Annotated in this window: 18 protein-coding genes; 9 read left to right on the forward strand and 9 right to left on the reverse strand. The window is 67.2% G+C overall.

The genetic code is table 11. The features are described from left to right. Window positions 1–619 precede the first annotated feature (619 nt). From ABZ824_RS11490 to ABZ824_RS11525, 8 genes are all read left to right on the forward strand, one after another. Window positions 620–1156, forward strand: coding sequence for an NUDIX hydrolase (locus ABZ824_RS11490; RefSeq protein ID WP_039803412.1), 537 nt, complete (start codon window positions 620–622; stop codon window positions 1154–1156). Further along, window positions 1153–3729, forward strand: coding sequence for a DUF6049 family protein (locus tag ABZ824_RS11495; RefSeq protein WP_356963223.1), 2577 nt, complete (start codon window positions 1153–1155; stop codon window positions 3727–3729). Before ABZ824_RS11490 ends, ABZ824_RS11495 begins: the two co-directional genes overlap by 4 nt. A gap of 825 nt (window positions 3730–4554) precedes the next feature. Continuing rightward, on the forward strand, window positions 4555–8421 hold the full coding sequence (locus ABZ824_RS11500) for a murein biosynthesis integral membrane protein MurJ (RefSeq protein WP_356963224.1): 3867 nt from the start codon (window positions 4555–4557) through the stop codon (window positions 8419–8421). Between the two features lie 290 nt (window positions 8422–8711). Continuing rightward, complete coding sequence (sigM, locus tag ABZ824_RS11505) at window positions 8712–9293, forward strand: RNA polymerase sigma factor SigM (protein WP_355073765.1); 582 nt, start codon at window positions 8712–8714, stop codon at window positions 9291–9293. A gap of 102 nt (window positions 9294–9395) precedes the next feature. Beyond that, window positions 9396–10169: a hypothetical protein gene (locus ABZ824_RS11510; protein WP_356963225.1), complete on the forward strand. Its 774-nt coding sequence runs from the start codon at window positions 9396–9398 to the stop codon at window positions 10167–10169. A gap of 109 nt (window positions 10170–10278) precedes the next feature. Beyond that, on the forward strand, window positions 10279–11289 hold the full coding sequence (trxB, locus tag ABZ824_RS11515) for a thioredoxin-disulfide reductase (protein ID WP_355073449.1): 1011 nt from the start codon (window positions 10279–10281) through the stop codon (window positions 11287–11289). Between the two features lie 56 nt (window positions 11290–11345). Beyond that, window positions 11346–11678: a thioredoxin gene (gene trxA / locus ABZ824_RS11520; RefSeq protein ID WP_356963226.1), complete on the forward strand. Its 333-nt coding sequence runs from the start codon at window positions 11346–11348 to the stop codon at window positions 11676–11678. 147 nt (window positions 11679–11825) lie between these two features. Continuing rightward, window positions 11826–13019, forward strand: a complete 1194-nt coding sequence (locus ABZ824_RS11525; RefSeq protein WP_355073447.1) for an N-acetylmuramoyl-L-alanine amidase — start codon at window positions 11826–11828, stop codon at window positions 13017–13019. Window positions 13020–13090: 71 nt separating this feature from the next. Here the strand turns inward: ABZ824_RS11525 and ABZ824_RS11530 are convergent, their stop codons facing one another. The 9 genes from ABZ824_RS11530 to rpmH form a co-directional block, all read right to left on the reverse strand. Continuing rightward, window positions 13091–13819, reverse strand: a complete 729-nt coding sequence (locus tag ABZ824_RS11530) for a GNAT family N-acetyltransferase (protein WP_355073763.1) — start codon at window positions 13817–13819, stop codon at window positions 13091–13093. A gap of 251 nt (window positions 13820–14070) precedes the next feature. After that, window positions 14071–15084 carry a ParB/RepB/Spo0J family partition protein gene (locus ABZ824_RS11535; protein ID WP_356963227.1) on the reverse strand — a complete coding sequence of 338 codons (1014 nt, stop codon included), beginning with the start codon at window positions 15082–15084 and terminating at the stop codon, window positions 14071–14073. Window positions 15085–15154: 70 nt separating this feature from the next. After that, window positions 15155–16165 carry a ParA family protein gene (locus tag ABZ824_RS11540; RefSeq protein ID WP_355073444.1) on the reverse strand — a complete coding sequence of 337 codons (1011 nt, stop codon included), beginning with the start codon at window positions 16163–16165 and terminating at the stop codon, window positions 15155–15157. Between the two features lie 1363 nt (window positions 16166–17528). Continuing rightward, complete coding sequence (gene rsmG / locus ABZ824_RS11545) at window positions 17529–18320, reverse strand: 16S rRNA (guanine(527)-N(7))-methyltransferase RsmG (RefSeq protein ID WP_356963228.1); 792 nt, start codon at window positions 18318–18320, stop codon at window positions 17529–17531. A gap of 142 nt (window positions 18321–18462) precedes the next feature. Beyond that, window positions 18463–19014 carry a protein jag gene (locus ABZ824_RS11550; RefSeq protein WP_355073440.1) on the reverse strand — a complete coding sequence of 184 codons (552 nt, stop codon included), beginning with the start codon at window positions 19012–19014 and terminating at the stop codon, window positions 18463–18465. 115 nt (window positions 19015–19129) lie between these two features. After that, on the reverse strand, window positions 19130–20209 hold the full coding sequence (gene yidC, locus ABZ824_RS11555; protein WP_355073438.1) for a membrane protein insertase YidC: 1080 nt from the start codon (window positions 20207–20209) through the stop codon (window positions 19130–19132). A 4-nt stretch (window positions 20210–20213) separates the two neighbouring features. Next, entirely contained in the window at window positions 20214–20612 is a 399-nt protein-coding gene (gene yidD / locus ABZ824_RS11560) for a membrane protein insertion efficiency factor YidD (RefSeq protein ID WP_356963229.1), read from the reverse strand. Beyond that, on the reverse strand, window positions 20609–21040 hold the full coding sequence (gene rnpA / locus ABZ824_RS11565; protein WP_355073434.1) for a ribonuclease P protein component: 432 nt from the start codon (window positions 21038–21040) through the stop codon (window positions 20609–20611). The genes yidD and rnpA overlap by 4 nt, the downstream gene beginning before the upstream one ends. 21 nt (window positions 21041–21061) lie before the next feature. Next, window positions 21062–21205 carry a 50S ribosomal protein L34 gene (gene rpmH / locus ABZ824_RS11570; protein WP_006550910.1) on the reverse strand — a complete coding sequence of 48 codons (144 nt, stop codon included), beginning with the start codon at window positions 21203–21205 and terminating at the stop codon, window positions 21062–21064. 635 nt (window positions 21206–21840) lie between these two features. On the opposite strand from rpmH, the gene dnaA reads away from it, so the two are divergent. After that, window positions 21841–23769 carry a chromosomal replication initiator protein DnaA gene (gene dnaA, locus ABZ824_RS11575; protein WP_356963230.1) on the forward strand — a complete coding sequence of 643 codons (1929 nt, stop codon included), beginning with the start codon at window positions 21841–21843 and terminating at the stop codon, window positions 23767–23769. Window positions 23770–24615: the final 846 nt, after the last annotated feature.

Below are 24615 nucleotides of genomic sequence, written 5' to 3' on the forward strand. Positions count from 1 at the left end.
GGAGCGACCCGCACAACCACGAACGCACACGTCGACCAGCCAACACATCCACGACGCATCACCAGCACCAATCGACATGCGCCCAGCACTACACACACCGAGGTCCGGATACTCGGATATCAGCGCCCCGGCGCACCTCGACCACGACCTTCGAGCGAAGCGAGACCGAGCATCCGTCGTTCGCGGCCCGGCTCCCGCCCAGGCGACCGCCTCGAAGTCGCCAACGGCCGTCACCCGCACGAAGGCCGCGGACACACGGCTCGAAGTCGCGGCCGAACAAATACCGTCCTGAACCGAGCATCCTCCGATCACCGCCCGTGCCGCGCAGAACGACCGTCAAAACCACGTCGAACCACACCTGCCGACCGATCCGACACCCGGCCGCCCCACTCGCCCACACCCGGTCCGCGCTCCGGCACCTACGCGCCCAGCGCACCCTGACCACGACTTTCGAGCGAAGCGAGACCGAGCATCCGTCGTTCGCGGCCCGGCTCGCGTTTGCGCCGCCGCCGCGTACGCGACGAAGGAGCAAGCGGCGGCCGCGCAAACGCGAGCCCCAAAGGGGCCGCGAACACGCCGCGACGAAGTCGCGGCAAATTCAACACAGTAGGATTGCCAGGTGTCTCCGGCCGATCGCGCGAACAGTCGACGCCGCCAGCCTCGGCGCCGCGGTTCGGCCGCCAATGCCGCGAAGCCGCGGATGCGCACGGTGCGGGAGACTTCCGCAGGTGGACTGGTCGTCGACGGCCTGGACGGTCCACGGGAAGCGCGAAGCGCGGCCCTCATCGGACGCACCGATCGCCGCGGGCGGTTACTGTGGTCGCTGCCCAAAGGACATATCGAAGAAGGTGAGACCGCCGAGCAGACCGCGATCCGCGAGGTCGCCGAGGAGACCGGCATCAACGGTGTCGTGGTCGCCGAACTCGGCAGCATCGATTACTGGTTCGTGACCGACGGTCGGCGGGTACACAAAACGGTGCATCATTATCTGCTGCGTTCGGTCGGTGGCGAACTGTCCGACGCCGACGTGGAAGTGACCCAGGTCGCCTGGGTTCCGTTGAGTGAACTGGATTCTCGGTTGGCCTACGCCGATGAGCGGCGGCTGGCGGAGATGGCGAACAAGCTGATCGACCGGATGGAGACCGGCAAGCGATGACGCGTGGACTGTTCCGGATCTTCGTGGCGGTCCTGACCATCCTCGGCCCCGTGACGACGCTGCCACTGCTCGATTCCGCGGCGGCGGGAGCGCAACCGACCGGGTCCGGCACCTCGACGAATCCCAAATTCCTGAAGCTGTCCCTCGATTCGGTGACGCCGACCACAGTGACCGCGGGCAGCGATTCGGTGCTCACGGTCGCGGGCACGGTCACCAATATCGGCGATCGTGTGGTGGACGACGTCAGCATCCGTGTCCAGCGGGCGGCGGCGATCACCACACCGATCGGGTTGCGCGCCACCTTGCGCCTCGATGAGGTCAACTACGACGTGAACGGCGACTTCGAAGATGTCGCGCAGCGGCTGAACCCGGGGCAGCGCAAACAGTTCACGCTGAGCATCCCGTTGCGTTCCGAGACCGGCGCCACGTCGCTGCGGATCACAGAGCCGGGCGTCTACCCGCTGCTGCTGAACGTCAACGGCGAACCCGCTTACGGCACGCAGGCCAGGCTCGACGACGCGCGATTCCTGCTCCCGGTGCTCGGCGTGCCGCCCGCCGCGAGCGATGGAGCCCCGTCGGTATCGGCGCCCACCGACGCTCCGGTGGCGACCACGCTGCTGTGGCCGCTGGCCGACCGGCCGCGGCAGGTCGGGGGTCGTCCGGGCAGCGTGGACGGCAAGGTCGAGCTCACCGACGACGAATTGGCCGCCTCACTCGGCAAGGGCGGCCGTCTCGATCAACTGCTGGCCGCGCTGGAGGGGACGTTGAACCCGAGCGCGGGCCGCAGCACCGATCTGGCCTCGGCCGTGTGCCTCGCCATCGACCCGGACCTGCTGCTCACGGTGCGCGCGATGACCAAGGGTTACCGCGTGCTCGCCAGTCCGTCCGATCCCGACGGCGCGACCAGAGCGGGTGCGGGCGCTGAACAGGCCCAGACCTGGCTGGACCGGCTTCGCGCCATGGCGGGGTCGATGTGCACCGTGGCACTGCCGTTCGCGCAGGTCGATCTCACCGCGCTGGCCGCGGTCAACGATCCGGCACTGTCCGCGCGCGCGATCAACGAACCGGCCGAGATCATCGACTCGATCCTGTCGACCCGGTCGGTGCGCGGGGTCAGCCTGCCGGATTCCGGCAGCATCGATGACGGCGCGGGGGCCCTGTTGCGCAGTCACGGTTTCGGTACCGCCGTGCTCGCGTCGACGGCGGCCGTTCCGCAGGGAAGCGTGGACTGGGCGCAGTCGAGCAGTGAGAGCGGCCGAGCCGCATCCGGTGGGAACGAGGTTCTCTCCACGGCCGACCCGGCGATTCCGGAAGCGGTACGCCTGCCCGATATCACCGCGAGCCAGCCGACAGCACCGGCGCCCGCACCGCAGGTCACGGGCAATACGGTGCCCACCGCGAGTGCACCCGCGCCCGCCGCCGACCCCGCGCTGCACGCGGTGACGTTCGACATCTGGTCCGCGACCGCGCTCGCCGCGGTGGGTTCGAACCCGCCGACCCCGCCGTTCACCCCGTCCCGGGTCCGCTACGACGTGACCAACGACTCACGAGCGGCGCGCTTGCAGGACGCTCTCGGAGCGATTTCGTGGAAGGCGCTGCACCCGGAGGCGAACCCGTCGCGCTCGCTGTTGCTCGTTCCGCCGCAGCAATGGGGTGCGAACCGGGACGAGGCGACCGCACTGCTGCGCCAAGTCGACCAGCTGCTGCGCGGCAACCTCGCCACCGCGCGTCCGTTCCACGATCTGGTGACGCTGCCGCCGGACCCGCGGCCCTACGAGCTGGACTATCTGCCGCAGGCGGCGCAGGACGCGGTGCCGGACCGATTCCTGCCGCCGGTACGCGAGCAGAGTCGCCGGATCACCGAGATGATGCGCGCGTTGGTGGACGTGCCGGAGGCCGAGCCGACGCCGCACGACTTCCTGACGCCGCTGCGCGACGACCTGCTGCGCGTACTGAGCCTCTCGGATCGGCGCGCGGGCGATGCCGCACCGCCGGACACCTTCGCCCAGCGGCGGCTGGACCAGAACACCCGGACGATGGACAAGCTCTATCGCTCGGTGACCGTGCTGCCGCCGGGCGGTGTGTACACGCTCGCGTCCGAGCAGAGCCCCCTGTTGCTGGTCGCGCGCAACGATCTGCCGGTGGCCATCCGGGTCAGGTTCCGGATCGAGGCGCCTGCCGAGACGAAGATCACCGACCCCGGCGAGCAGCAGCTCCCGGCCAACGGGTCCAGGTCCTTCCAGATCCCGACGGAGGTCAGCGACAGCCGCAACCTCGTCATTCCGATCTCGCTCACCACGCCGGAGGGCGTCGCGCTCGGCAATCCCACGCAGGTCTCGGTGCGTTCGAACGCCTATGGCAAGGCCTTGGCGATAATTACGGGATGCGCCGCACTCCTGCTGCTCCTGCTGGCCGGTCGCCGTTTGTGGCGCCGGTTCCGCGGGCAGCCCGATCCGGCCGACGAGGGATTCGATCCGAGTACCAGGCGCCGGGTCAACCGGTACCGGCGCGCGCGCTCGCGTGTGCTGCGGGCGCAGGAAAAAGAGCAGGAGCACCTCCAGGAGACGCGGTGACGGATCCCGCTCCGACGGGGCCACGTAAACCGCTGCTACCTGCGCCGATGTGGGGTACCGCAGTGTCATGTGGCACGGTGGAGGACAATCACAGTGTTGCCGAGCCGGTCCGATCCGGACGGGGACCACGGACAGAATGTTCGCTGAACACGGCGAACCATTGCGGCGAGCCGCGGCTCACCGCACCGATGGGGGTGCGGAATCCCGGCTGGTACAGGAGGCATGATGAGCGACGATGACATATCGGCTCATCGCCCTCGACCAAGCGACCGGCTCGACGGGCCACCGGTGCGGCGAGCCCCGGTCGCGCCGTGGGAGCGGAGCCCCGCTCCAGCCGAAGCCGAGCACCAGGGTGTGAACGGCGGTCCGTACAACGACGGCCAGGCGCCGAGAGTGCCGCAGGTCAGCCGTCCTCCGGCCGCACCGCAGCCGCGCCCTGGTCAGCACATGCCGCCGCCACCGCCCGCCGGACAACCGAGGCCGCCGGTGCCGCCACCGCCGCGACCCGGCCCCGTACCGAACCAACGCCAATATCCGGCTCCGCCACCGGCGGCCGGTCCTGGCCAGCCCCGCCCCGTTCCGCCTGGACCCAATCGCCAGGTGCCTGCGCCTTCCGGCCCGCCTGGCAATGTCCGGCAGACGCCGCCGCCCCCCGGACCACGTGGGCCGCAGTCCGGCGCCATTCCGGCCGCACCGCGTTCCCCGCAGTCCGGCGGGATCCCGACCACGCCGCGTCCACCTCGTTCCGGCGCCATACCCGCGGTGCCACGGCCTCCGCAGTCCGGTCCGATCCCGGCCGCGCCGCGCCCACCCCGTTCCGGGCCGATGCCTGCGATCACGCCGGAATCCGATCGGGTGCCGCCGCCGCGCTACGCCCCGCCGCAGCCGCAGCAGTTCCCACCGCCGCGTCAGCGGCCGGCCGCCCCGGTACGGCATGAACCCGCGGAACCGGATCGCCCACGGACCAGGGAGTGGCCCGCCGCCACCGGCACCGCAGAGCCACCGAAGGCCGACGAGCCGAAGCAGAGCGCGAATTCCCGGCTGCTCAGCGACTCCGGATCGATCGCGTTCGCGACACTGATCAGCAGGATCACGGGGTTCGGCAAGCAACTGCTGCTGCTGACCGTGCTCGGCCCGGCGATCGCAAGCGCGTTCACCGTCGCCAGCCAGATCCCGAACATGATCGCGGAGTTGGTGCTCGGCGCGGTGCTCACCGCGATCGTGGTGCCCACGCTGGTGCGCGCGGAGCAGGAGGATCCCGATCGCGGAGAGGCGTTCGTCCGGCGCCTGGTGACCGCGGCGTTCGTGGTCTTGGCCACCGCCGCGCTGCTGGCGACGGCCGCTGCGCCGGTGCTGACCACACACGTGTTCCTGTCCGACGACGGCAAGGTCAACACGGCGCTGACCACGGCGCTGTCTTTCCTGTTGCTGCCCGCGATCCTGTTCTACGGCATGTCGGCGCTGCTCACGGCGATACTGAACACCCGGCAGATGTTCAAGCCCGGTGCCTGGGCGCCGGTACTGAACAACCTGGTGGTGCTCACCGTCCTCGGGCTGTACGTCCTGATGCCGGGGGAGATCACGCTGGATCCGGTCCGCATGAGCGACCCGAAGCTGCTGGTGCTCGGCGTCGGCGTCACGGTCGGCGTTGTGGTGCAGGCCGTCAGCCTCCTTCCGGCGATCCGTAGGGCGGGCATCGACCTGCGCCCGCTGTGGGGCATCGATGATCGCCTCAAGCAGTTCGGCGGCATGGGCGCGGCGATCATCCTGTACGTGCTCATCAGCCAGGCGGGCTTCGTCTTCGCCACCCGGATCTCATCGCATGCCGACGCGGCAGGCCCGGCGATCTACAACAACGCGTGGCTGCTGCTGCAACTGCCGTACGGCGTCCTCGGTGTCACGGTGCTGACCGCGATCATGCCCCGGCTGAGCCGCAACGCCGCCGCCGACGACACGCCCGCGGTGGTCGACGATCTCTCCGCGGCCACCCGGCTGACCATGATCGCTCTGGTGCCCGTGGTCACCTTCTTGACGTTGGCCGGTCCGCAGGTCGGACAAGCCCTCTATGGCTACGGCAACTTCGGATCGGACGCCGAACGTCTCGGTCTCGCGGTCAGCTGGTCGGCGTTCGCACTGATCCCGTACTCGCTGGTGCTGATCCACTTGCGCGTGTTCTACGCCAGGGAGCAGGCGTGGATTCCCACTTGGATCATCCTCGGCATCACCGCCGCCAAGATCGTCTTCTCCGCCCTGGCTCCGGTGGTCACCGACTCCGAGCACGTGGTTATCGCGCTCGGTGTCGCGAACGGCCTCGGCTTCACGGTCGGCGCCGTGGTGGGCGGTTTCCTACTGCACCGCAGTCTCGGCGACCTGCGTATGGCGAACGTCGGCCGAACGGTGACTCGTGTCGTACTTGCGTCACTCGCGGGCGGCGCGGTGATGTGGATCGTGGACCGGGTACTCGGCTTGGATCGGCTGACCGAGTCCTTCGGCGGTCCCGGTTCGCTGATCCGGGTGGCGATCACCGCGATCGTGATGTTCGCGGTGGCCTTCGGCTTGATGCGACTCGCCGGTATTCCGGAGATCGTCGCCATCACCGTGGCCGTCTCGCGGCGCCTCGGCTGGACACCGCCCGCGCCGGAACTCGACCTGGAGAGCCCGGTCGAAGATCCCTACGTCACGCAGGTGCTGCGCAGGCCTGATCCCTACTTGGCATACCCGAGGTTCGATCCGTACATGGACGCCCAGACCATGGTGCTTCCTGTGATCCGACCCGATGCCGTTGACCGCACCGGCAAGGGTGAGTTCCCGTACCCTGTTCGGCAGAGAAGCACAAGTGGCGAATTCGCCGGAACCTCGACATACCAGGGCGAAGGAGGACCGAGGGTGAGCGACGACGCGGTGGGCGGCGTCCCAGCCGCCGATTCTTCTGCGACCACGCCCGGCGGACTGTCCACCGATGTACCGCCGACCGCGGGGGAGCCGTTGGATCCCGCGTACGCGAACAACGGGCCGGGCACGGCCGGACCGGAGCAGGACGCGGCGAGACCGCAAGAGAACCAGCTGCCGCCGCGCGATCCGATGTACGACACCGGGATGATCCCCGTCGGCTCGCCGGAGATGCCGCCGATGGGTGGCGAGAACCTGGGCGCCCGGCGAATCCCGCGCGGCCCCAAGTTGATTCCGGGCGCGTCGGTGGCGGGCGGGCGTTACCGCCTGCTGGCGAGTCACGGCGGCGCCCGCGGCCTGAAGTTCTGGCAGGCGCTGGACATCAAACTCGATCGCGAGGTCGCGCTGACCTTCGTCGACGCCGACCAGAAAGCGACGGAGAACTCCGGGCAGGACGGTCCCCAGGCGATCCTGTCCCGGACGCTGCGCCTCGGCCGGATCAACTCGCCCGGCCTCGCCCGCGTACTCGACGTCGTGCGCGGCAGTTCCGGCGGCATCGTGGTGGCGGAATGGACGCCGGGTCGTTCGCTGCGCGAGATGGCCGAGACGGTGCCGTCACCGATCGGCGCGGCGCGGGCCATCCGCGCCCTCGCCTCGGCGGCCGAGCTGGCGCACCGTGGCGGCGGGTCACTGTCCATCGACCATCCCGACCGGGTGCGCATCAGCGCGTCCGGTGACGCGGTGCTCGCTTTCCCCGGCACGCTGTCGGACTCTGACGCGCAGTCCGACGTCCGCGGTCTCGGTGCGATGCTCTACTCCCTGATCACTGCCCGCTGGCCGATCCGCTCCGGCGGTGTCACGGGCACCGCCGCGACCGTCGGCGGGCTGCGGCTGGCCGATTTCGGACCGGACGGCACGCCGGTGGAACCGCGCCAGATCCGTCCCGAAGTGCCGTTCGAGATCTCCGCGGTCGCCGTGCGCTCGTTGGAGTCGAACAAGGGCGTGCGTACGGCGGCGACGGTCCAGCACGTGCTGGAGCAGGCGTCGGTGGTCGATCAGAAGACCGACTTCATCCCGGTGCTGCGGCTTGGCCAGCGCGCTCCCGCGAACATGGACGACTCGCTCGCCGATCCGGAACTGCTCGCGGCCGAACGCGAACGCTCGCAACGCATGATGTGGATCATGGTCGGCCTCGGCATCCTCGCCGCGCTGGTGGTCGGCGTGGTGATCTGGTGGATGGTAAGCGTGTTCGCGCCGAGCGCTTCCGACGCGCCGCTGAACGAACAGCGCAATATCGGCCTGACGACGAACAACCAACCGGCGCCGACGCCCGCCGCCGCGGGCCCGGGCCTCACCTCGGCCGGTGCGCCGGTTCCGGTGACCGGCGTGTCGGTGTTCTCGCCGGAGGGCACCGCCGACGGCGTCGCCAACGTCCACGCGGTGCTGGACAACGATCCGGGCACCCAGTGGCGCACCGATCAGTACTTCCAGCAGTTCCCGGCGCTCAAGAAGGGGGTCGGTCTGCTCGCCACGCTGCCGGCCCCCGCGAAGCTCACGAACGTCTCGATCAACTCGCCCAGCGCGGGCACATCGGTGGAGATCCGCACGTCGCCCACCGGATCGCCGACGCTGGATCAGACCCAGCTGATCGGTTCCGCCCGGCTGGACGGCGGCGTCACCGATATCCCGGTGCGCGCCGACCAGGCCGCCCGCTACGTGCTCGTCTGGATCACCGGACTGGGGAACTCCGGAGGACAGTTCCAGACCGCCATCGCCGACATCCGTTTCGACGCCGCGCCGTAGCCCGGCCTGCCCGCGCATCGGTCGCGCGGGCCATTCGTCACGCGGCGTCGAACGCCGCGCATTCCTCCGTATCCGGCCCGATCACTTGGTTGCTGCCAAAACGTTACGGGCGATATGATCTTCGCGCGCTCTCAGCAGGGGAGCTTCCCAGGTTTCGGTGTTTCGATCCTGGATGCTGCGAAGTCTCGGTGATGGTCAACCATGCCCGTTGCCGCCGTGAGGGCTCGAGGGGTTGGCATTTGTCGTCCGAAGTGAACGAGGAGCTCGGCAGGGGGGCGTCGCAGCCGGTGATGTGTCGCGAGCGCGCCTTCGAACTCGGTGAACGCACCGATGTGGAGTTGTTGCGGGCGCACGTCGCCGGTGAGCGGTACGCGTTCGCGGAGTTACTGCGCAGACACAACGATCATCTGTGGCAGACCGCGCTGCGCACCTCCTACACGCGTGAGGATGCGGCCGATTCACTACAGGACGCGCTCTTGTCGGCGCATCGCACCGCGGGCTCGTTCCGGGCCGAGGCGGAGGTCCGCAGTTGGTTGCACGCGATCGTGGTGAACGCGTGCCTGGACCGGATCCGGCGGAACAAGACCAGGCGGGCATTGTCGCTGGCGCCGGAGTCGATGCCGGAGCCGAGGGACACCCGCGACGAGATGGCCGAGGTGGAGATGTCGTTGGTCATCGATCGAGCGTTGTTCTCGTTGCCGCCGGATCAGCGGACCGCGTTGGTGGCGGTGGATGTGGAGGGGTATAGCGTTGCCGAAGCGGCGGCGTTGCTCGGCGTGCCCGAGGGGACGATCAAGAGCCGGTGCGCTCGTGCGCGGCAGCGGTTGAAAGAGCGATTGGATTTTCTGCGTGATCCGGGGAACCGGGGTTAGTTGGGATGCGTCATTAACAGTGACGAACCACTGAACGAATCAGAGACAGGCCCCGTAGGCGAGGGGGTCCCCGCGATGTCCGATGCGAACGACGGAGGTGCGATGGCTACCGAGTCCGTGCCGCAGCCTCCGTTCGCGTCGGAATTGCTGGCTGACCTACATGCCGACAACGTAACGCCCGCGCAGCGCGAGCAGTTGTGGCCGATCGTCTCGCGCGACCCGGAAGCGGTGCGGTATCTGCGCGCGCTGGATGACGTGAGTGCCGAGCTGCGTGCCTTGGGTGGGGACGAGCGCATAGTCCATCCGATGCCGGAAGACGTGGCGGCCCGGCTCGCGCGGTTCGTCGACGAGCTGGAGCCACCCGAAGGCGCCACGGTTCATGAGTTTCCGCCCCCGCAAGTAAGCGAATCCGTCCGCGAAGCAAAAGATTTCGAATCCGCGCCGGTGGCTCTGGACGAGCGTCGCCGCGGCAGGTTGCGCTGGTTGGCCGCGGCAGCCGCGGCGATCGTCGCCGTCGTCGGCGCGGGTGTGTGGGCTTCGACGATGCGCAGCGGAGACGACCCAGCGCCCACGGCGCAGCCGACATCGGGAAAAGACGACTGGGGTGACGATCTCACCGCCACCGTGGCCCTCGGCGCGCTGGGCAGGCACAACGTCACCGGAGCCCTGGCCGGCCCGGAAGCGCTCGAGCGTTGCGTACGGGCGAACGGCCTGGACCGCACGATCCTCGGCTCGACCGACATCCGATTCCAGGGCGGCAACGCGGTGCTCATCCTGCTGAACGGCCCCCGCCCGCCGCAGATCACCGCGCTGGTCGTCGGGACCGGTTGCGCTACCGGCGATCCCCAGCGCAAGGCGCTGCAGGACATCGGCTGACCTTGCGATCTGGGCCACCCGCGCGGTGTGACCCCCGCCGACGCGGGAACAACAGCCATTACCCTGTTGTTGACCGACACGTCCGATCGAATATCCCCGGAAGGGCCCCATGAGCGAGCGTAGCGAGCAAAAAAGCGACACCGGCACGCCAGTTCGCGACCTGATCATCATCGGCTCCGGCCCCGCCGGCTACACGGCCGCCGTTTACGCGGGCCGCGCCGAGCTCCAGCCGTTGCAGTTCGAGGGGACCCAGTTCGGCGGTGCGCTGATGACCACCACCGAGGTCGAGAACTTCCCCGGCTTCCGCGGCGGCATCATGGGCCCGGATCTCATGGAGGAGATGCGCGAGCAGGCCAAGCGGTTCGGCGCGGACATCCGCACCGAGGACGTCGAGGCGGTCGACCTGACCGGCCCGATCAAGAAGGTCGTCGTCGGCGGCGAGACCTTCCACGCCTACGCCGTGATTCTCGCCATGGGCTCGGCCGCGCGCTACCTGAACGTTCCGGGCGAGCAGCGGCTGCTCGGCCGCGGTGTCAGCGCCTGCGCCACCTGCGACGGGTTCTTCTTCAAGGGCCAGGACATCGTGGTGGTCGGCGGCGGCGACTCCGCGATGGAAGAGGCGACCTTCCTGACCAAGTTCGCCTCCAGCGTCACCATCGTGCACCGCCGCGAGGAGTTCCGAGCCTCCCGCATCATGCTGGAACGGGCGAAGGCGAACGAGAAGATCAAGTTCGTGCTCAACGCCGAGGTGGCCGAGGTGCACGGGGAGAACAGCGTCACCCATCTGACCCTGCGTGACACCCGGACCGGCGAAACCTCCGAGCTGGCCGCCACCGGCCTGTTCGTCGCGATCGGCCACGATCCGCGCAGCGAACTCGTCAAGGGCCAGGTCGCCTTGGACGACGAAGGATACGTGCTGGTACAGCACCCCACGACCTCGACCGAGATCCCCGGCGTCTTCGCCGCGGGTGATCTCGTCGACCACACCTACCGGCAGGCGATCACCGCCGCGGGCACGGGCTGCCGTGCGGCCATCGACGCCGAGCGCTGGTTGGCCGAGCAGGGCGACATCACCTCGAACACCCTCGCCCACGCGGGTGAGTCGGTGGCCGCCAACTGAGCTCGCGCTGGACGAGCCATACCTTTCCGTCTCGCTGTATCGCAAGGAGAACACCCATGCCCGAGTCCGCCAACACGGTCACCGTCACCGACGCGTCCTTCGCCGACGACGTGCTGCTGAGTGAGAAGCCGGTCCTCGTCGATTTCTGGGCCGACTGGTGCGGCCCGTGCAAGATGGTCGCGCCCGTCCTGGAGGAGATCGCGGGCGCGCACGCGGACAAGCTGACCGTCGCGAAGCTGGATGTGGACGCCAACCCGAGCACCGCCCGCGATTATCAGATCCTCTCGCTGCCCACTATGATGCTGTTCCGCGGCGGTAAGCCGGTCAAGCAGATCGTCGGAGCGAAGGGCAAAGCGGCTCTTCTGCGCGAACTCGAAGACGTCATCTGAGGACGCGCCGTAGGATGCCTGGACCCGGGGATTGTCGAAACCCGGTCCGGGTCTGAGACAATCGACCGACGCTCCGGTCGTGCGAAGGTGTATCCCATCGCATGAGTGGGTACCCGCGGGTTTGACGGAAGGAAAGGGCTCTCACGCATGCACCGACTTCGTCACGGCGATTCCGGTCCAGCCGTTGCAGAGGTTCGGAGCACCCTGGCAAGCCTCGGGTTCCTACACGCGCACATCGCTGCCGACAACGCGGACGCACGCGAATATTGGAAGGACACCGAAGTGTCCTTCGACCATCACCTCGACTCCGCGGTTCGCGCGTTTCAGCAGCATCGCGGTTTACTCGTCGACGGTGTGGTCGGTCCGGCGACCTACCGGGCACTGAAGGAAGCGTCCTACCGACTCGGCGCGCGCACGCTGATCTATCAGCTGTCCGCGCCGCTGTACGGCGACGATGTGGCCACGCTCCAGCGCAGGCTGCAGGACCTCGGCTTCTACGTGCACCGGGTCGACGGCTACTTCGGTCCGCACACCCACGACGCGCTGACCGCCTTCCAGCGGGAGATCGGCCTGTCGGCCGACGGCATCTGCGGTCCCGACACGCTGCGCTCGCTCGACCTGCTCGGCGCCAGGGTGACCGGCGGCAATCCACACCGGATCGCTGAGGAAGAGGTCGTGCACCGGGCTGGGCCGCAGCTGACCGGCAAGCGGATCGTCATCGATCCGGGTCTCGGCGGTCCGGACAAGGGTGGTGCCGTGCCCACCGAGTACGGCGACGTCTACGAGTCGGAGATCCTGTGGGATCTCGCCAGCCGTCTGGAGGGGCGGATGGCTGCCACTGGCATGGAGACCTTCCTGTCGCGGCCGTGGGGCGCCAACCCCACCGACGCCGAACGCGCGGAAACATCCAACGCCTTCGACGCCGATCTGATGATCTCCCTGCGCTGTGCCGCTAACCCGAGCCCGCTCGCCAACGGCGTTGCCGGGTTCTACTTCGGCAACTCACACGGCTCGGTGTCCATGATCGGGCAGGTGCTGGCCGGGTTCATCCAGCGCGAGGTCGTCGCCCGAACGTCGTTGCAGGACTGCCGCACTCACGCGCGAACCTGGGATCTGCTGCGTCTCACCAAGATGCCCACCGTGCAGGTCGACATCGGTTATCTGACAAACGAATACGATGCCTCGGTGCTCACCAACCCGCGTATGCGCGACGTGATCGCCGAAGCCATTCTGATCTCGGTGAAGCGGCTGTACCTGCTCGGTCAGGACGACCAGCCCACCGGCACATACACTTTCGCGGAACTGCTGGCCGAAGAGCTGGCTGCCGCCGACCGGATGTAGCCATCGGTCTTTCGTAAGTCGAAGCGCCCCCTGCCCTTTCCAGCCCGGCAGGGGGCGCTTCGACGTTCAACTCAACGCGCTCCGATACGGGTCGGCGCGGTCATCGACGCCGCCGCGAGCAGCTGATCCAGCGCCCGTTCGACGTCTTCCTTCCAGCCGTGATCGGAGGCGAGCTCCAACCGCAAGCGTGGGAATCGGTGATGCGGGGCCACGACCTCGAAGCCGACATCCTCCAGGAAGTCGGCATCGATCATGCAACTCTCGGGTGAGCATTCGGTCGTCGCGCCCGCCGGGTTCGCATTCTTGATCGGCGCGACGATCCGCTCGAGCAGTGTCATCGAGCCGGACCGCTCCGAGAGCGCCTGCGTGGTCGGGTCGGTGCGGATACCGAAAGCCTCCAGGGCGCGCACGCCGCGACGCACCAGATCGGACACCACGGCCTGAACCAGGCTGTGGGCGACATCGGCATCCTGATAGGGGAATTCGGCCCGCAGCGTGGTCAACAGGATCGCGTCCGGGCTCACGGGGGAGGTGGGGAAGAGCGTGGCGCGCGGCACGGCGCTCGGTGGCGCGTACAAGGCGCAGCCGGCGACGTTGCCGTCGACGTTCGCCACCTGCCCGCACGAACCCCACTCCAGCATGACCGTGGACAGCCAGGCTTCCTTCTCGAACACCGGATCACTGAAGTTGCGCGAGTCCTCGGCCACAGCGGGGTCCATCTCCCAGAAGACACAGCGCCGCGCATGCGCGGGAAGCTTCTCGAGTCCGCCGAGGGTTAGTGCTGTGACGCTGGTCGACACCGCTCTGCTCAGCCTCCAGCTGTCCGATTCATCCACGCTCACGTCGCATCAATGTTTGCTCGCCAGCAAGAATAAGCGATCAACGGGAACCTGCCTCATTCCATGTCGCTGTGCTGTTGGTCGGAAGAACTTGTGTTGCTCCGCCGGGAGCGATAGACGCTCGCAGCCGTGCCGTACCCCTGCCGTCACAGTGACGTTTCGGCCGGGTACTCGCACCTATCGAAACCACAAGTTAAATTTCGTCACTTCTGTCACACTGCGGGTGCGTTCTGCTCCATCAGGGCGACGATCCGTTCGAGGTCTTCGACCGACCCGAACTCGACGACGATCTTGCCTTTGCGCTTGCCCATACTCACGAGGACCCGGGTGTCGAAGGAACCGGACAGCCGTTCGGCCACCGCTTGTAGGCCTGGCATCTCGATCGGCTTGCGCCGAGCGACGGGAGAGGGCGCGGCCGCGTCCTGCTCTCGGTTCGCCAGCATGACGGCTTCCTCGGTAGCCCGGACCGAGAGTCCCTCGGCGACGATCCGGGCGGCGAGCACCTCTTGAGCGTCCGCACCCGCTTCGAGACCGAGCAGTGCCCGCGCGTGCCCGGCGGACAGTACGCCCGCCGCGACCCGGCGCTGCACCGGGATCGGCAACTTCAGTAGACGGATCATATTCGTCACGACGGGGCGAGAGCGACCGATTCGCGAAGCCAATTCTTCGTGAGTGACGTCGAATTCCTCCAGCAGCTGCTGGTAGGCCGCCGCCTCTTCGAGCGGGTTCAGTTGCACCCGGTGGATGTTCTCCAGCAGGGCGTCGCGCAGCATGGACTCGTCCGCGGTCTCCCGGACGATCGCGGGAATCGCGGCCAGGCCCGCCTCCTGACAGGCCCGCCACCGCCGCTCGCCCATGACCAGCTGATAGCGGTCCACACCCGGTTCGGTCCGGCGCACCACGATCGGCTGCATCAAACCGAATTCGCGAATCGAATGCACCAGCTCGGCCAGCGCGTCTTCTTCGAAGACCGTACGCGGCTGCTTGGGATTCGGCTCGATCTGGTCCGGCGGGATCTCCCGGTAGACGGCGCCGCCTGCTTCCAGTTCGGCGTTGTCGGCGGGATCCGGTACCCGGTGCAGGTAGGCCGAGGGGGGCTGCGGCCCGACCGGATCCAGACCGATGACACTCGCCGCAGCGCTACTGAGGCCCGGTGATGCCGTCGGTGTCGTCGGGATCAGCGCGGCGAGACCGCGCCCGAGACCACCCTTCTTCGCCTGACTCATCGGTCTACCGACCCCTTCCTCATTCCGCTACCGAACCGCACTGTGCCGAGCGTCGACCCGGCCGGCCGAATCACTCCGCCGACTTCGTCGCGGCGACGCGCGGGGCAACCGCGCGGGCCGCCATTTCGCGTCCGGCGTCCAGGTAGCTCATCGCGCCCCGGGAGCCTGGATCATAATCGAGCACCGTCATGCCGTAACCAGGCGCCTCCGACACCTTCACGCTGCGTGGAATCACCGACCGCAGTACGACATCGCCGAAGTGCCCGCGAACCTCCTCGGCGACCTGGTCGGCCAACTTGGTGCGCCCGTCGTACATCGTGAGGATCACGGTCGAGACGTGCAGTTCCGGGTTCAAGTGCGCCTGCACCAAGCCGATATTGCGAAGTAGCTGACCCACGCCTTCCAGCGCGTAGTACTCGCACTGAATCGGAATCAGCACCTCTTTCGCCGCGACGAGCGCGTTGACCGTCAGCAGGCCCAAGGAAGGCGGGCAGTCGATCATCACGTAGTCGATGTCGTATCCGGCGATATTCGCCTCTTGGATAGCGGCTTTCAGGCGCCCCTCCCGGGCCACCATCGACACGAGTTCGATCTCGGCGCCCGCCAGGTCGATGGTCGCGGGGATGCAGAGGAGGCGCTCGCTGTGCGGACTCGTTTGGATAGCGTCTCTGACCGAGACCTCGCCGATGAGCAGCTCGTAGCTGGAGGGGACACCCGAGTGGTGCTCGATACCCAGGGCGGTGCTGGCGTTGCCCTGCGGATCGAGGTCGATCACAAGCACCGTCATCCCCTGATGCGCCAAGGCGGCCGCCAGATTCACGGCGGTGGTCGTCTTCCCGACGCCGCCTTTCTGATTGGCGATCGTGATGATCCGTTGCTCGTGAGGTTTCGGCACAGTCACCTTTCCTGGATGGAGGACCTGACTTGCACGTTGGGCTTCGGCGGCTATCGGGGTCTCGCTGGGGGAGATGTGCCCGAACGGCGTACTTCCGAATGCCTCCGTGTCGAAATTGCTGGAGTCCAGCATCCCCGGCACGCGCGACGTTGTTTCCCGTGAAACATTCGCCGGACCGCTCGACATAGACAGCTCCTAACCCGAGAAACTTCAGAACACGTGCGCGCGACGGGACGGGTCGGCGTCGTATCTGCAACAGCCTTTGTCGGTTCGAACACGATGCACAACTGGCTCCGCGGCGCCCGATCGACCGAGCGGAGCTGCGCGCCGCTGTGACAACCAGATCCCTCGTGGCACCTACGCTCACGCCCGACGCACACTAGCTTGCCAGCACTGAGCGGTTTAAGAAAGCTGAATCGCGGCGAGGCGCAAAGCGACACGCAAATCCGCACGAATTCGCCTCGACGCGCGCGCTGTTTCACATGAAACATTGCCGCCGGACGGTGCGTGGGACAGCAGGCATGCCGCGTGACCGATCGCGGATCGCGGATGACTACTCGCAGTGGCTGTTCGACACACCTGGTTCAGATGCTTCGGCTGACGACCTCGGACCGGCACACCGCCCCGCGCTACTTCGAATGGATTGAGCTCAGTCGCGCATCGACAGAACTGCCGGCGCCGAGGTATGCGTTGCCGCGCTTCGAGAGTGACGCAGCGGCCAGAGCGCCACACGTATTGCCCCTCAGCTGTGTTGGGAGACTGATCGCGTCTCCAGCGGGGCAAGACCGATTCACGTGAAACATCGGGCGGCAATTCCAGACGCGCTCAGGATTCCGGCGGACTCGTTCCGGGGGACTTTGATTCACGTGAAACATGGGCCGCGGCCTCCTGATCCGAGAAGCGCCCGCTAGGTCCGCAACCCACTCCTGTCTCATGCTCGAGGTGTAGTTCGAGACGCACCCCGATGAAGTCGAATGTGACTCGGACACGCTCGCATGGAACTTCGCTCGGGCAACACCCAAGCGTCCGAGAGCGAGGATCAGGCAGTGAGGGAGGCGCGGCCCTTACCGCGAATCAGAAGCGCAAGCGCTGATCGCAGGACAACGGCTTCAACCCGCTGATGGGCTGCCTGCCGATCCTCGCTCAGGTGCCGGTGGGGTTCTACTCTAGGCTCGCCGCGGACCGACTTCCCGCCGATGTTTCACGTGAATCCAGTACGCGTGGGAGTCTGCGCAACCACGCGCACACAACACGACGACTTCTCACCGACACACAACGGACTTGATCCAACCGCGACGCCAGTAGCAATCTCTTCCACAGCCACGGCAGACGCACGCCTCGACTTCAGCCACCAAGCGGCCACGCCGTTCCAGACGGACGTACCGCATGGGCCCCCTCCGTCCAGCCGACGGATCGAGAGAAAGCAAATCAAGTTCGAGCAGATCGCCCGCCGAGTCCACCCGGCGCGCGTTCAACCGGGCCATTCCGTCAGAGTGACGAAACGATCCCAGGCCCGAGGTCGACGGTCGAGTCTTCGCGATCGAAGCTTCTACTTGGCCTTGCGTGCCGCACGCTTACGCGCACGCTCCGTCGTCGCGGCGCGGACGGCCTTTCCGCCACGCTCGACCGCTCGTTCGGCGCGCCGTCGGGTGGCTCGCTCAGCGCGGGGGAGGCGCTCTGCGCTTATTACCATCGTGGGCGTCGCCACCAGGCCGACGCCACATGCCAGGACGACCGCGTTACCTGCGCCGGCCTTCGTCAGCGCGTCGCCATCGCGTTCGAGTTCCTCGGCCGCGCTCGCTCCCTTGAGGGCGAGCATGTGCCCGTGGTCGCGGAGGAGAGGAAGGGACCATTGGGCGAGTTTCCCGAGCGGGGCCACCGCGCGGGACGTGACCACGTCCGCGCCACCGGCCTCCTTCATCACACCCGACTGCTCCGCGCGCCCGCGCACCACGGTCACGTCCAGTCCGACCGATTCGATGAACTCGCTCAAGAAGATCGTGCGGCGCAGCAGTGGTTCGACCAGAGTGATCCGGAGATCCGGACGCGCGATGGCGAGCGGGATGCCCGGCAGGCCCGCACCGCTGCCGATATCGACCACGGACGCGCCCTCGGCGATCAACTCGCCGAGTACCGCACAGTTGAGGATGTGGCGATCCCAGAGGCGGGGCACCTCGCGCGGGCCGATCAGTCCGCGCTCCACGCCCGCGGTCGCGAGCGCCGTGTGATATCGACGCGCGAGATCGAGTCGGTCGCCGAAGACGGTCGCCGCCGACGCGGGTGGCTCCAACTCCGCGGGCTCCGCGGTGGTTCCACCGAGATCTCGTTCCACGTGAAACATCCTTCCGAACTCGGGTCGATCTACGAACGAGCAATCGGGCTCCGGACACGAACAAGGCCCCCGGTCCGAAGACCAGAGGCCCTATCCAACCACTACCCATCCGGGCCGCGAAACACGCCGCCCGCTCCGGGGATGTCGCGACTCAGCCGGGAACGACCACCACGTGCCGGTTCGGTTCCACACCTTCGCTCTCGCTGCTGACGCCCTCCACGGCCGCCACCGCATCGTGCACGATCTTGCGCTCGAACGGAGTCATGGGCGCCAGTGACTCCGGCTCACCGGAGTCCAGCACGCGCTGCGCCGCCGCTGCGCCGAGTTCGCTCAGCTCGGACCGCCGCTTGGCTCGCCAACCCGCCACGTCCAGCATCAGCCGGCTCCGCACTCCGGTCGCTTGCTGGACGGCGAGCCGGGTCAGTTCCTGCAACGCGTCGAGCACCTCGCCGTTACGTCCGACGAGCTTGGTCAGGTCACGTCCGCCGTCGATGCTCACCACGGCGCGATCGCCTTCCACGTCGAGATCGATGTCGCCGTCGAAGTCCAGCACGTCGAGCAACTGTTCGAGATAGTCGCCCGCGATCTCGCCTTCTTCGATGAGCGCTTCCTCGGCATCATTCACGACATCGTCGGTGTCCGCTCCGGCGTTCGCCGTCGTCGTCGCCACGGTGGCGTCCCCTCCGTCGGTCTCAACAGTCATTTGATTTCCTTCATCTGCTCATCGCGCGCGCCGGGCAATCGCCGCCGGGCGGTATTCGCGATCAAGGGGGTTGCTCAGCGATCGAGGTGGGCGACTCGGCCCACCGATGGTGCGATCAGCGCTTGCGCTTCTGGTTCGCCCTGCCCCGGTTGCCCGGCCGTTTCTGCCCGGCCGGACGCCGTTGGCCCGCCGACTGCTTCGGCGGCTTCGCGGTGCCGTTCGTCGACGCGACAGCAGTGTCCTCGTCCGACGCGGCATCGGCAGCGGCGGCGGTCGGCTTCTTCTTCACGTTGACCGGTTTGGCTCCGGGCTTGGGCGCGTTCTGCGCGCGCTGCTCGAGCTTCGCCTGCTTCTTGGCCTCTTCTTCTTTCGCCATGCGGCCGAACACGAGGTGCTGCTGCCCGTAGGTCCAGATGTTGTTGGAGACCCAGTACAGCAGGATGGCGATCGGCAGGAACGGGCCACCGACGAGCACGCCGAGCGGGAACACCCACAACGCGAGCTTGTTCATCATCGCGGCCTGGGGGTTGGCCGCGGCTTCCGGCGTCTGCCGCGCGACCGAAGCACGCGCGTTGAAGTGCGTGGCGATACCGGCGATGACCATCAGGGGGATCGCGACGAGCGCGATGCTCAACTTGGTCGGCACGCCGCCGTAGTCGGCGAAGGCCTGCAACTGGGGGGGCGGAATGGTGATGAACGCCGAGATCGGCGCACCGAAGATGCGAGCGCTCAGGAAGGACTGGACATCGGCGGCGCTGAAGACGTAGTTCGCGGTGTTCGCGTTCTGCTCCGGCGTCATTCCGAGCTGGCCGATACCGTGCCCGGTCCGGTTGAACGAGCGCAGCACGTGGAAGAGTCCGAGGAACACCGGCACCTGAGCGAGGATCGGCAGGCAGCCCATCAGCGGGTTGAAGCCGTTGTCCTTCTGAAGCTTCTGCATCTCGACCGCCATCTTCTGACGGTCGTTCTTGTACTTCTTCTGCAGCTCTTTGATCTGCGGCTGCAGTTCCTGCATCTGCTTTGTGGTGCGCACCTGCTTGACGAACGGCTTGTAGAGCACCAGGCGCAAGGTGAACACCAGGAACACCACGGCCAGCGCCCAGGTGAGACCGTTGTCCGCGCCGAACGCGAACCCGAAGACCCGATGCCAGAACCAGAGGATCCAGGACACCGGGTAATAGATGAAGTCGAGCACGGCTCTATGCACTCCCGTCGTTCGTGTCGCCGATCACCGCGTGCGGCGATCCTTTACAAGCTTTCGGCTCCGACCGCGGTCCGGTGAGCAGGCTCGTTTCCTGCGACGTCGCGTCGGTCGCTGCCCCGTCCGCCGGCTCGGCGCGATGCGTACTCCGCTTCCGCTCCGGGACGGGGTCCCACCCACCAGGGTGCCAGGGCGCGCATTTGGCCAAGCGCACGACCGTCAGTAAGAGCCCCATGAACAGGCCCCGAGTGCGCAATGCGGTCACCGCGTACTCACTACAGGTCGGGGTGAATCGACACACCGGCATGCGGGTGGGGGAGACGTAGGTCCGATACAGCTCGATCGAAAAGATCAGCACGTTCGCGGGCAGTCTGGCGATCTTCGCCCAGAGGCTCATGCCAGGCCACCCGTCGACATACCCGCCTGAGCGCCGACGCCGAGCTTGCGCAGTGCGGTGCGCAGCTGGCGCAGCAGGTCGTCCGACGACGCTGTAGCGGCGCCAGGAAGCGCGCGGATGACGACATCGGTCTCGGCGGGCAATTCGTCGACCACCTGGGCACACATATGACGCAGGCGGCGGGCGACGCGATGTCGAATCACCGCGTTGCCCACCGCCTTGCTGACGATCAGCCCGAAGCGCGGTCCGCCCACGCGGATCAGCACGTCGTCCGGGACCTGATCGTGTCGTCCATTCGCGCCCACGATTCCGTCATACCCGTGCGCGAGCGCATGTACGACCAGATCACGCCTCCCGATTCGCTGGCCGCGGCGCACCGTCCGGGAGAAGTCGGCACGATGATGCAACCGATACGGCTCAGGCAACACCCGAGCGTCCGAGAGCGAGGATCAGGCAGTGAGGGAGGCGCGGCCCTTACGGCGACGCGCCGACACGATGGCGCGGCCCGCACGGGTGCGCATCCGGAGGCGGAAGCCGTGAACCCGCGCCCGACGACGGTTGTTCGGCTGGAACGTCCGCTTGCCCTTGGCCACGGTCAACACTCCTCGAGTAGGCGGGCACCAGGTAGTGCCCGAAGCTTGTCGGTGATACGTATATTGCGCGAATGAATCGCAGGTCTGGTCATCATCGGCGCGCGTCGGTCCTGGCGCACAGTCGGTCGATCACGACCTAAACGCGGTCAGCACAAGACCGCCACCGCACCAAGGGGTGACTGTACGAGGGTACTGATCGGCTCGGGGCGGGTCAAACTCGCCCCATCGCTTCGCTCGCCCCCAGCGACCAGGCGGAATCGGCTCGCCGGATTCAGGCATTCTGGCAATGACCGTGAGTTCGTCCACACCCCTAGCCATCGCGCACCCCGCACCACTAAGGTACGTAGCCAGGCGATTGCTGCAGAACCCCAGGTCGTAGCGTTGTCCTTCCCGCGCGTACGCGCGTTTCACAGTTCCCGAGGGTTCTCCACATCTGTGGATAATTGTGTGGAAAGACCCCTGGAGTGGCATATTCGTAGGGCCGACGGTGCCACGCCGCTGTCCAGATGGGGGACCCGGGCAGCGTCCGAACCGGTTACGGACGTACGCAGGATCACGGGATCCATCCCGAGCATCACATTCCACGCGTGCCCCGGCCGTCTGCTCCTATCGACCTACTCCGGGGAGGAAACTGCATGGACGACGAGCAGAACGTGCTGGCCACGGTGTGGCCCGAGGTTGTCACCGAGCTGACCACCGGGTCGCCCGACGGCGCTATTCCTCCGGTGACCCGAGCACAGCAGGCTTGGCTGAAGCTGGTCAAGCCGCTGACGGTCGCACAGGGGTTCGCGCTGCTCTCCGTGCCCTCGTCGCTGGCCCAGGAGGCCATCGAACGCGATCTGCGCGAGCCCATCCTCCGTTCTCTCGGCCGTCGGCTCGGGCCTCAGGTGGAAGGGCTCGGCGTTCGCATCGCCGCCCCGACCACCCCGACCGTCGACCGGCAGTCCAACACGCCGCGGCACGCGCGGATGACGAGCAGGCCGGAGCGCAACCGAGAGGGCCGTGCTCCCGCCGCCTACCCGGGCTCGGAGTTTCCCGGTCGCGATGCCTACCCGGGGCCACGTTATGCACAGCCCACCGACTTTCCTGCGGCGCCCGCGTACCACGACGGCTCCGACTACCCGGGCACCGAATACGGGCAGGACTTCGCGCCGCCGGAGGAGTACCGCCAGCCGGAGTACGCGCACGCCGACTATCCACCGCGCGGTGAGTACGCCACGACGGCCGAGCTGCCCATGATGTCCGGGCCCGACGCCGCGCCGCGCCGCGAACCCGGGCTTCCGCCGCGGCGAGAGCCCGCCATCCCTCCGGGGCAAGAGTCACTGTTCAATCCGGAGCCGTCGCCGAGCGGTGTGCGCGGCCCGCTGCGCGCGCCGATGCGCGAGACCACCGACGACGACACGGGCTTGGCGCACGATCCGGTGCGTGAGCCGGTGGGTGACCGCGACCAGGACGACGAGCCCGTGGTGAACGTCCGCAACTCCTGGCCCACTTACTTCGCCAAGTCACAGGAAGCACCCGCGCCGTCGACGTCCTCGGCAAGTCTGAACGCGAAGTACACCTTCGAGACCTTCGTCATCGGCGCGTCGAACCGCTTCGCGCATGCCGCGGCCGTCGCCATCGCCGAAGCCCCGGCTCGGGCCTATAACCCGTTGTTCGTCTGGGGCGCATCGGGGCTGGGCAAGACCCATCTCTTGCACGCGGCCGGCCACTACGCACAGCGTCTCTTCCCCGGCATGCGGGTCAAGTACGTCTCGACCGAAGAGTTCACCAACGACTTCATCAACAGCCTGCGTGACGACCGCAAGGTCGCGTTCAAGCGCCGCTACCGCGAGACCGACATCCTGTTGGTCGACGACATCCAGTTCATCGAGGGCAAGGAAGGCATCCAAGAGGAGTTCTTCCACACCTTCAACACCCTGCACAACGCCAACAAGCAGATTGTCGTCTCCTCGGATCGTCCGCCCAAGCAACTGGCCACACTCGAAGAGCGGCTGCGGACCCGATTCGAATGGGGACTGATCACCGACGTACAGCCGCCGGAGCTGGAGACACGCATCGCCATCCTGCGGAAGAAGGCGCGGATGGACCGGCTCGACGTACCGCACGACGTGCTGGAACTGATCGCAAGCCGGGTGGAGCGCAACATCCGCGAGCTGGAGGGCGCGCTGATCCGGGTGACCGCGTTCGCCTCGTTGAACGGCCAGCCGCTGGACCTTCCGCTGGCGGAAGTGGTGCTGCGCGATCTGATGCCGGACACCGCGGCCCTGGAGATCAACGCGGCCACGATCATGGCCGTCACGGCGGAGTACTTCAACACCACACTCGAAGAACTCACCGGTCCAGGTAAGGCGCGGCCGCTGGCCCAAGCCAGGCAGATCGCCATGTACCTCTGCCGCGAGCTGACCGACCTGTCCCTGCCGAAGATCGGCCAGGCATTCGGCCGCGACCACACCACGGTGATGTACGCGGAGAAGAAGGTACGCAAGGAGATGACCGAGCGGCGCCGCGTCTACGACCAGGTGCAAGAACTCACAGCCCGGATCAAGCAGCGCTCCCGCTGAGCGCTATCCACATCTGAGCACCGCCCCTGACCTGGGGCGGTGCTTTTTTGTGGGTTGTGGATTCCTCGAGGAATCCTTGTGGAGTCCTCGAGGAATCCACCGGTTTGTCCACGGATCCGTGCACAGGTCGGGGCAACCGCTCCCTCGAGTTCACTCACAGGGCGAATTCAACAGTTTCCCCAGGCAGAGTTGCGCACAGCCGCTGACCAGGGGAGTGTCCGGATCGGGCCTTGTGGAATCCTCGAGGAGTCCGTGTGGAGTCCTCGAGGATTCCTCGAGCTGTCCACGATCTCGTGCACATGTGTGAACAACCGGGTGAATCCGGTGGAACAACTCGAGGAGCGCTCGAGGATGAATCCGGGACAACCACGGAACCTCCACAGACGCCTCGTGTTCATCCTCGAGACACTCCATGGCCATCCCCACGGCACCACGCCCCCTGAACAGCGGTTTCGGCCGCAGTCCACAGAATCCACAGCGCCTACTACTACTTCAGTTCTTTTCATTAGAGATCTCTCTTCAAAACAGGGTGTGTGGAAAGTCGGTCGAGCGACGCACTTCGCCGTCCGCTCCCGGTTTCCGGCAAGGAAGAGGGATCGACCCGGAGCGGGATCACCCGTCCCGACGACCGATCGCCGGCGGCGTCCGCCCGACCACCGCACGCCCGGCCCGATCTCCCTCGTCGCCCCGCTCGCGTCCGCTCGTGGCTCGGCCATCGGCGGCACCGGAGGGTCGGGCTAGGTGCATGTCCCTCGCGCGGGTACGGTTTGATGTCGGTCGCCTGTGCCAGACTTCGAAGGCGGCCGATTCGGCAGGACCCTTTCGAGCACCGACACTGACGAGCCG

The sequence above is a fragment of the Nocardia sp. NPDC047038 genome, from assembly GCF_040644075.1.
GTDB lineage: Bacteria > Actinomycetota > Actinomycetes > Mycobacteriales > Mycobacteriaceae > Nocardia > Nocardia sichangensis.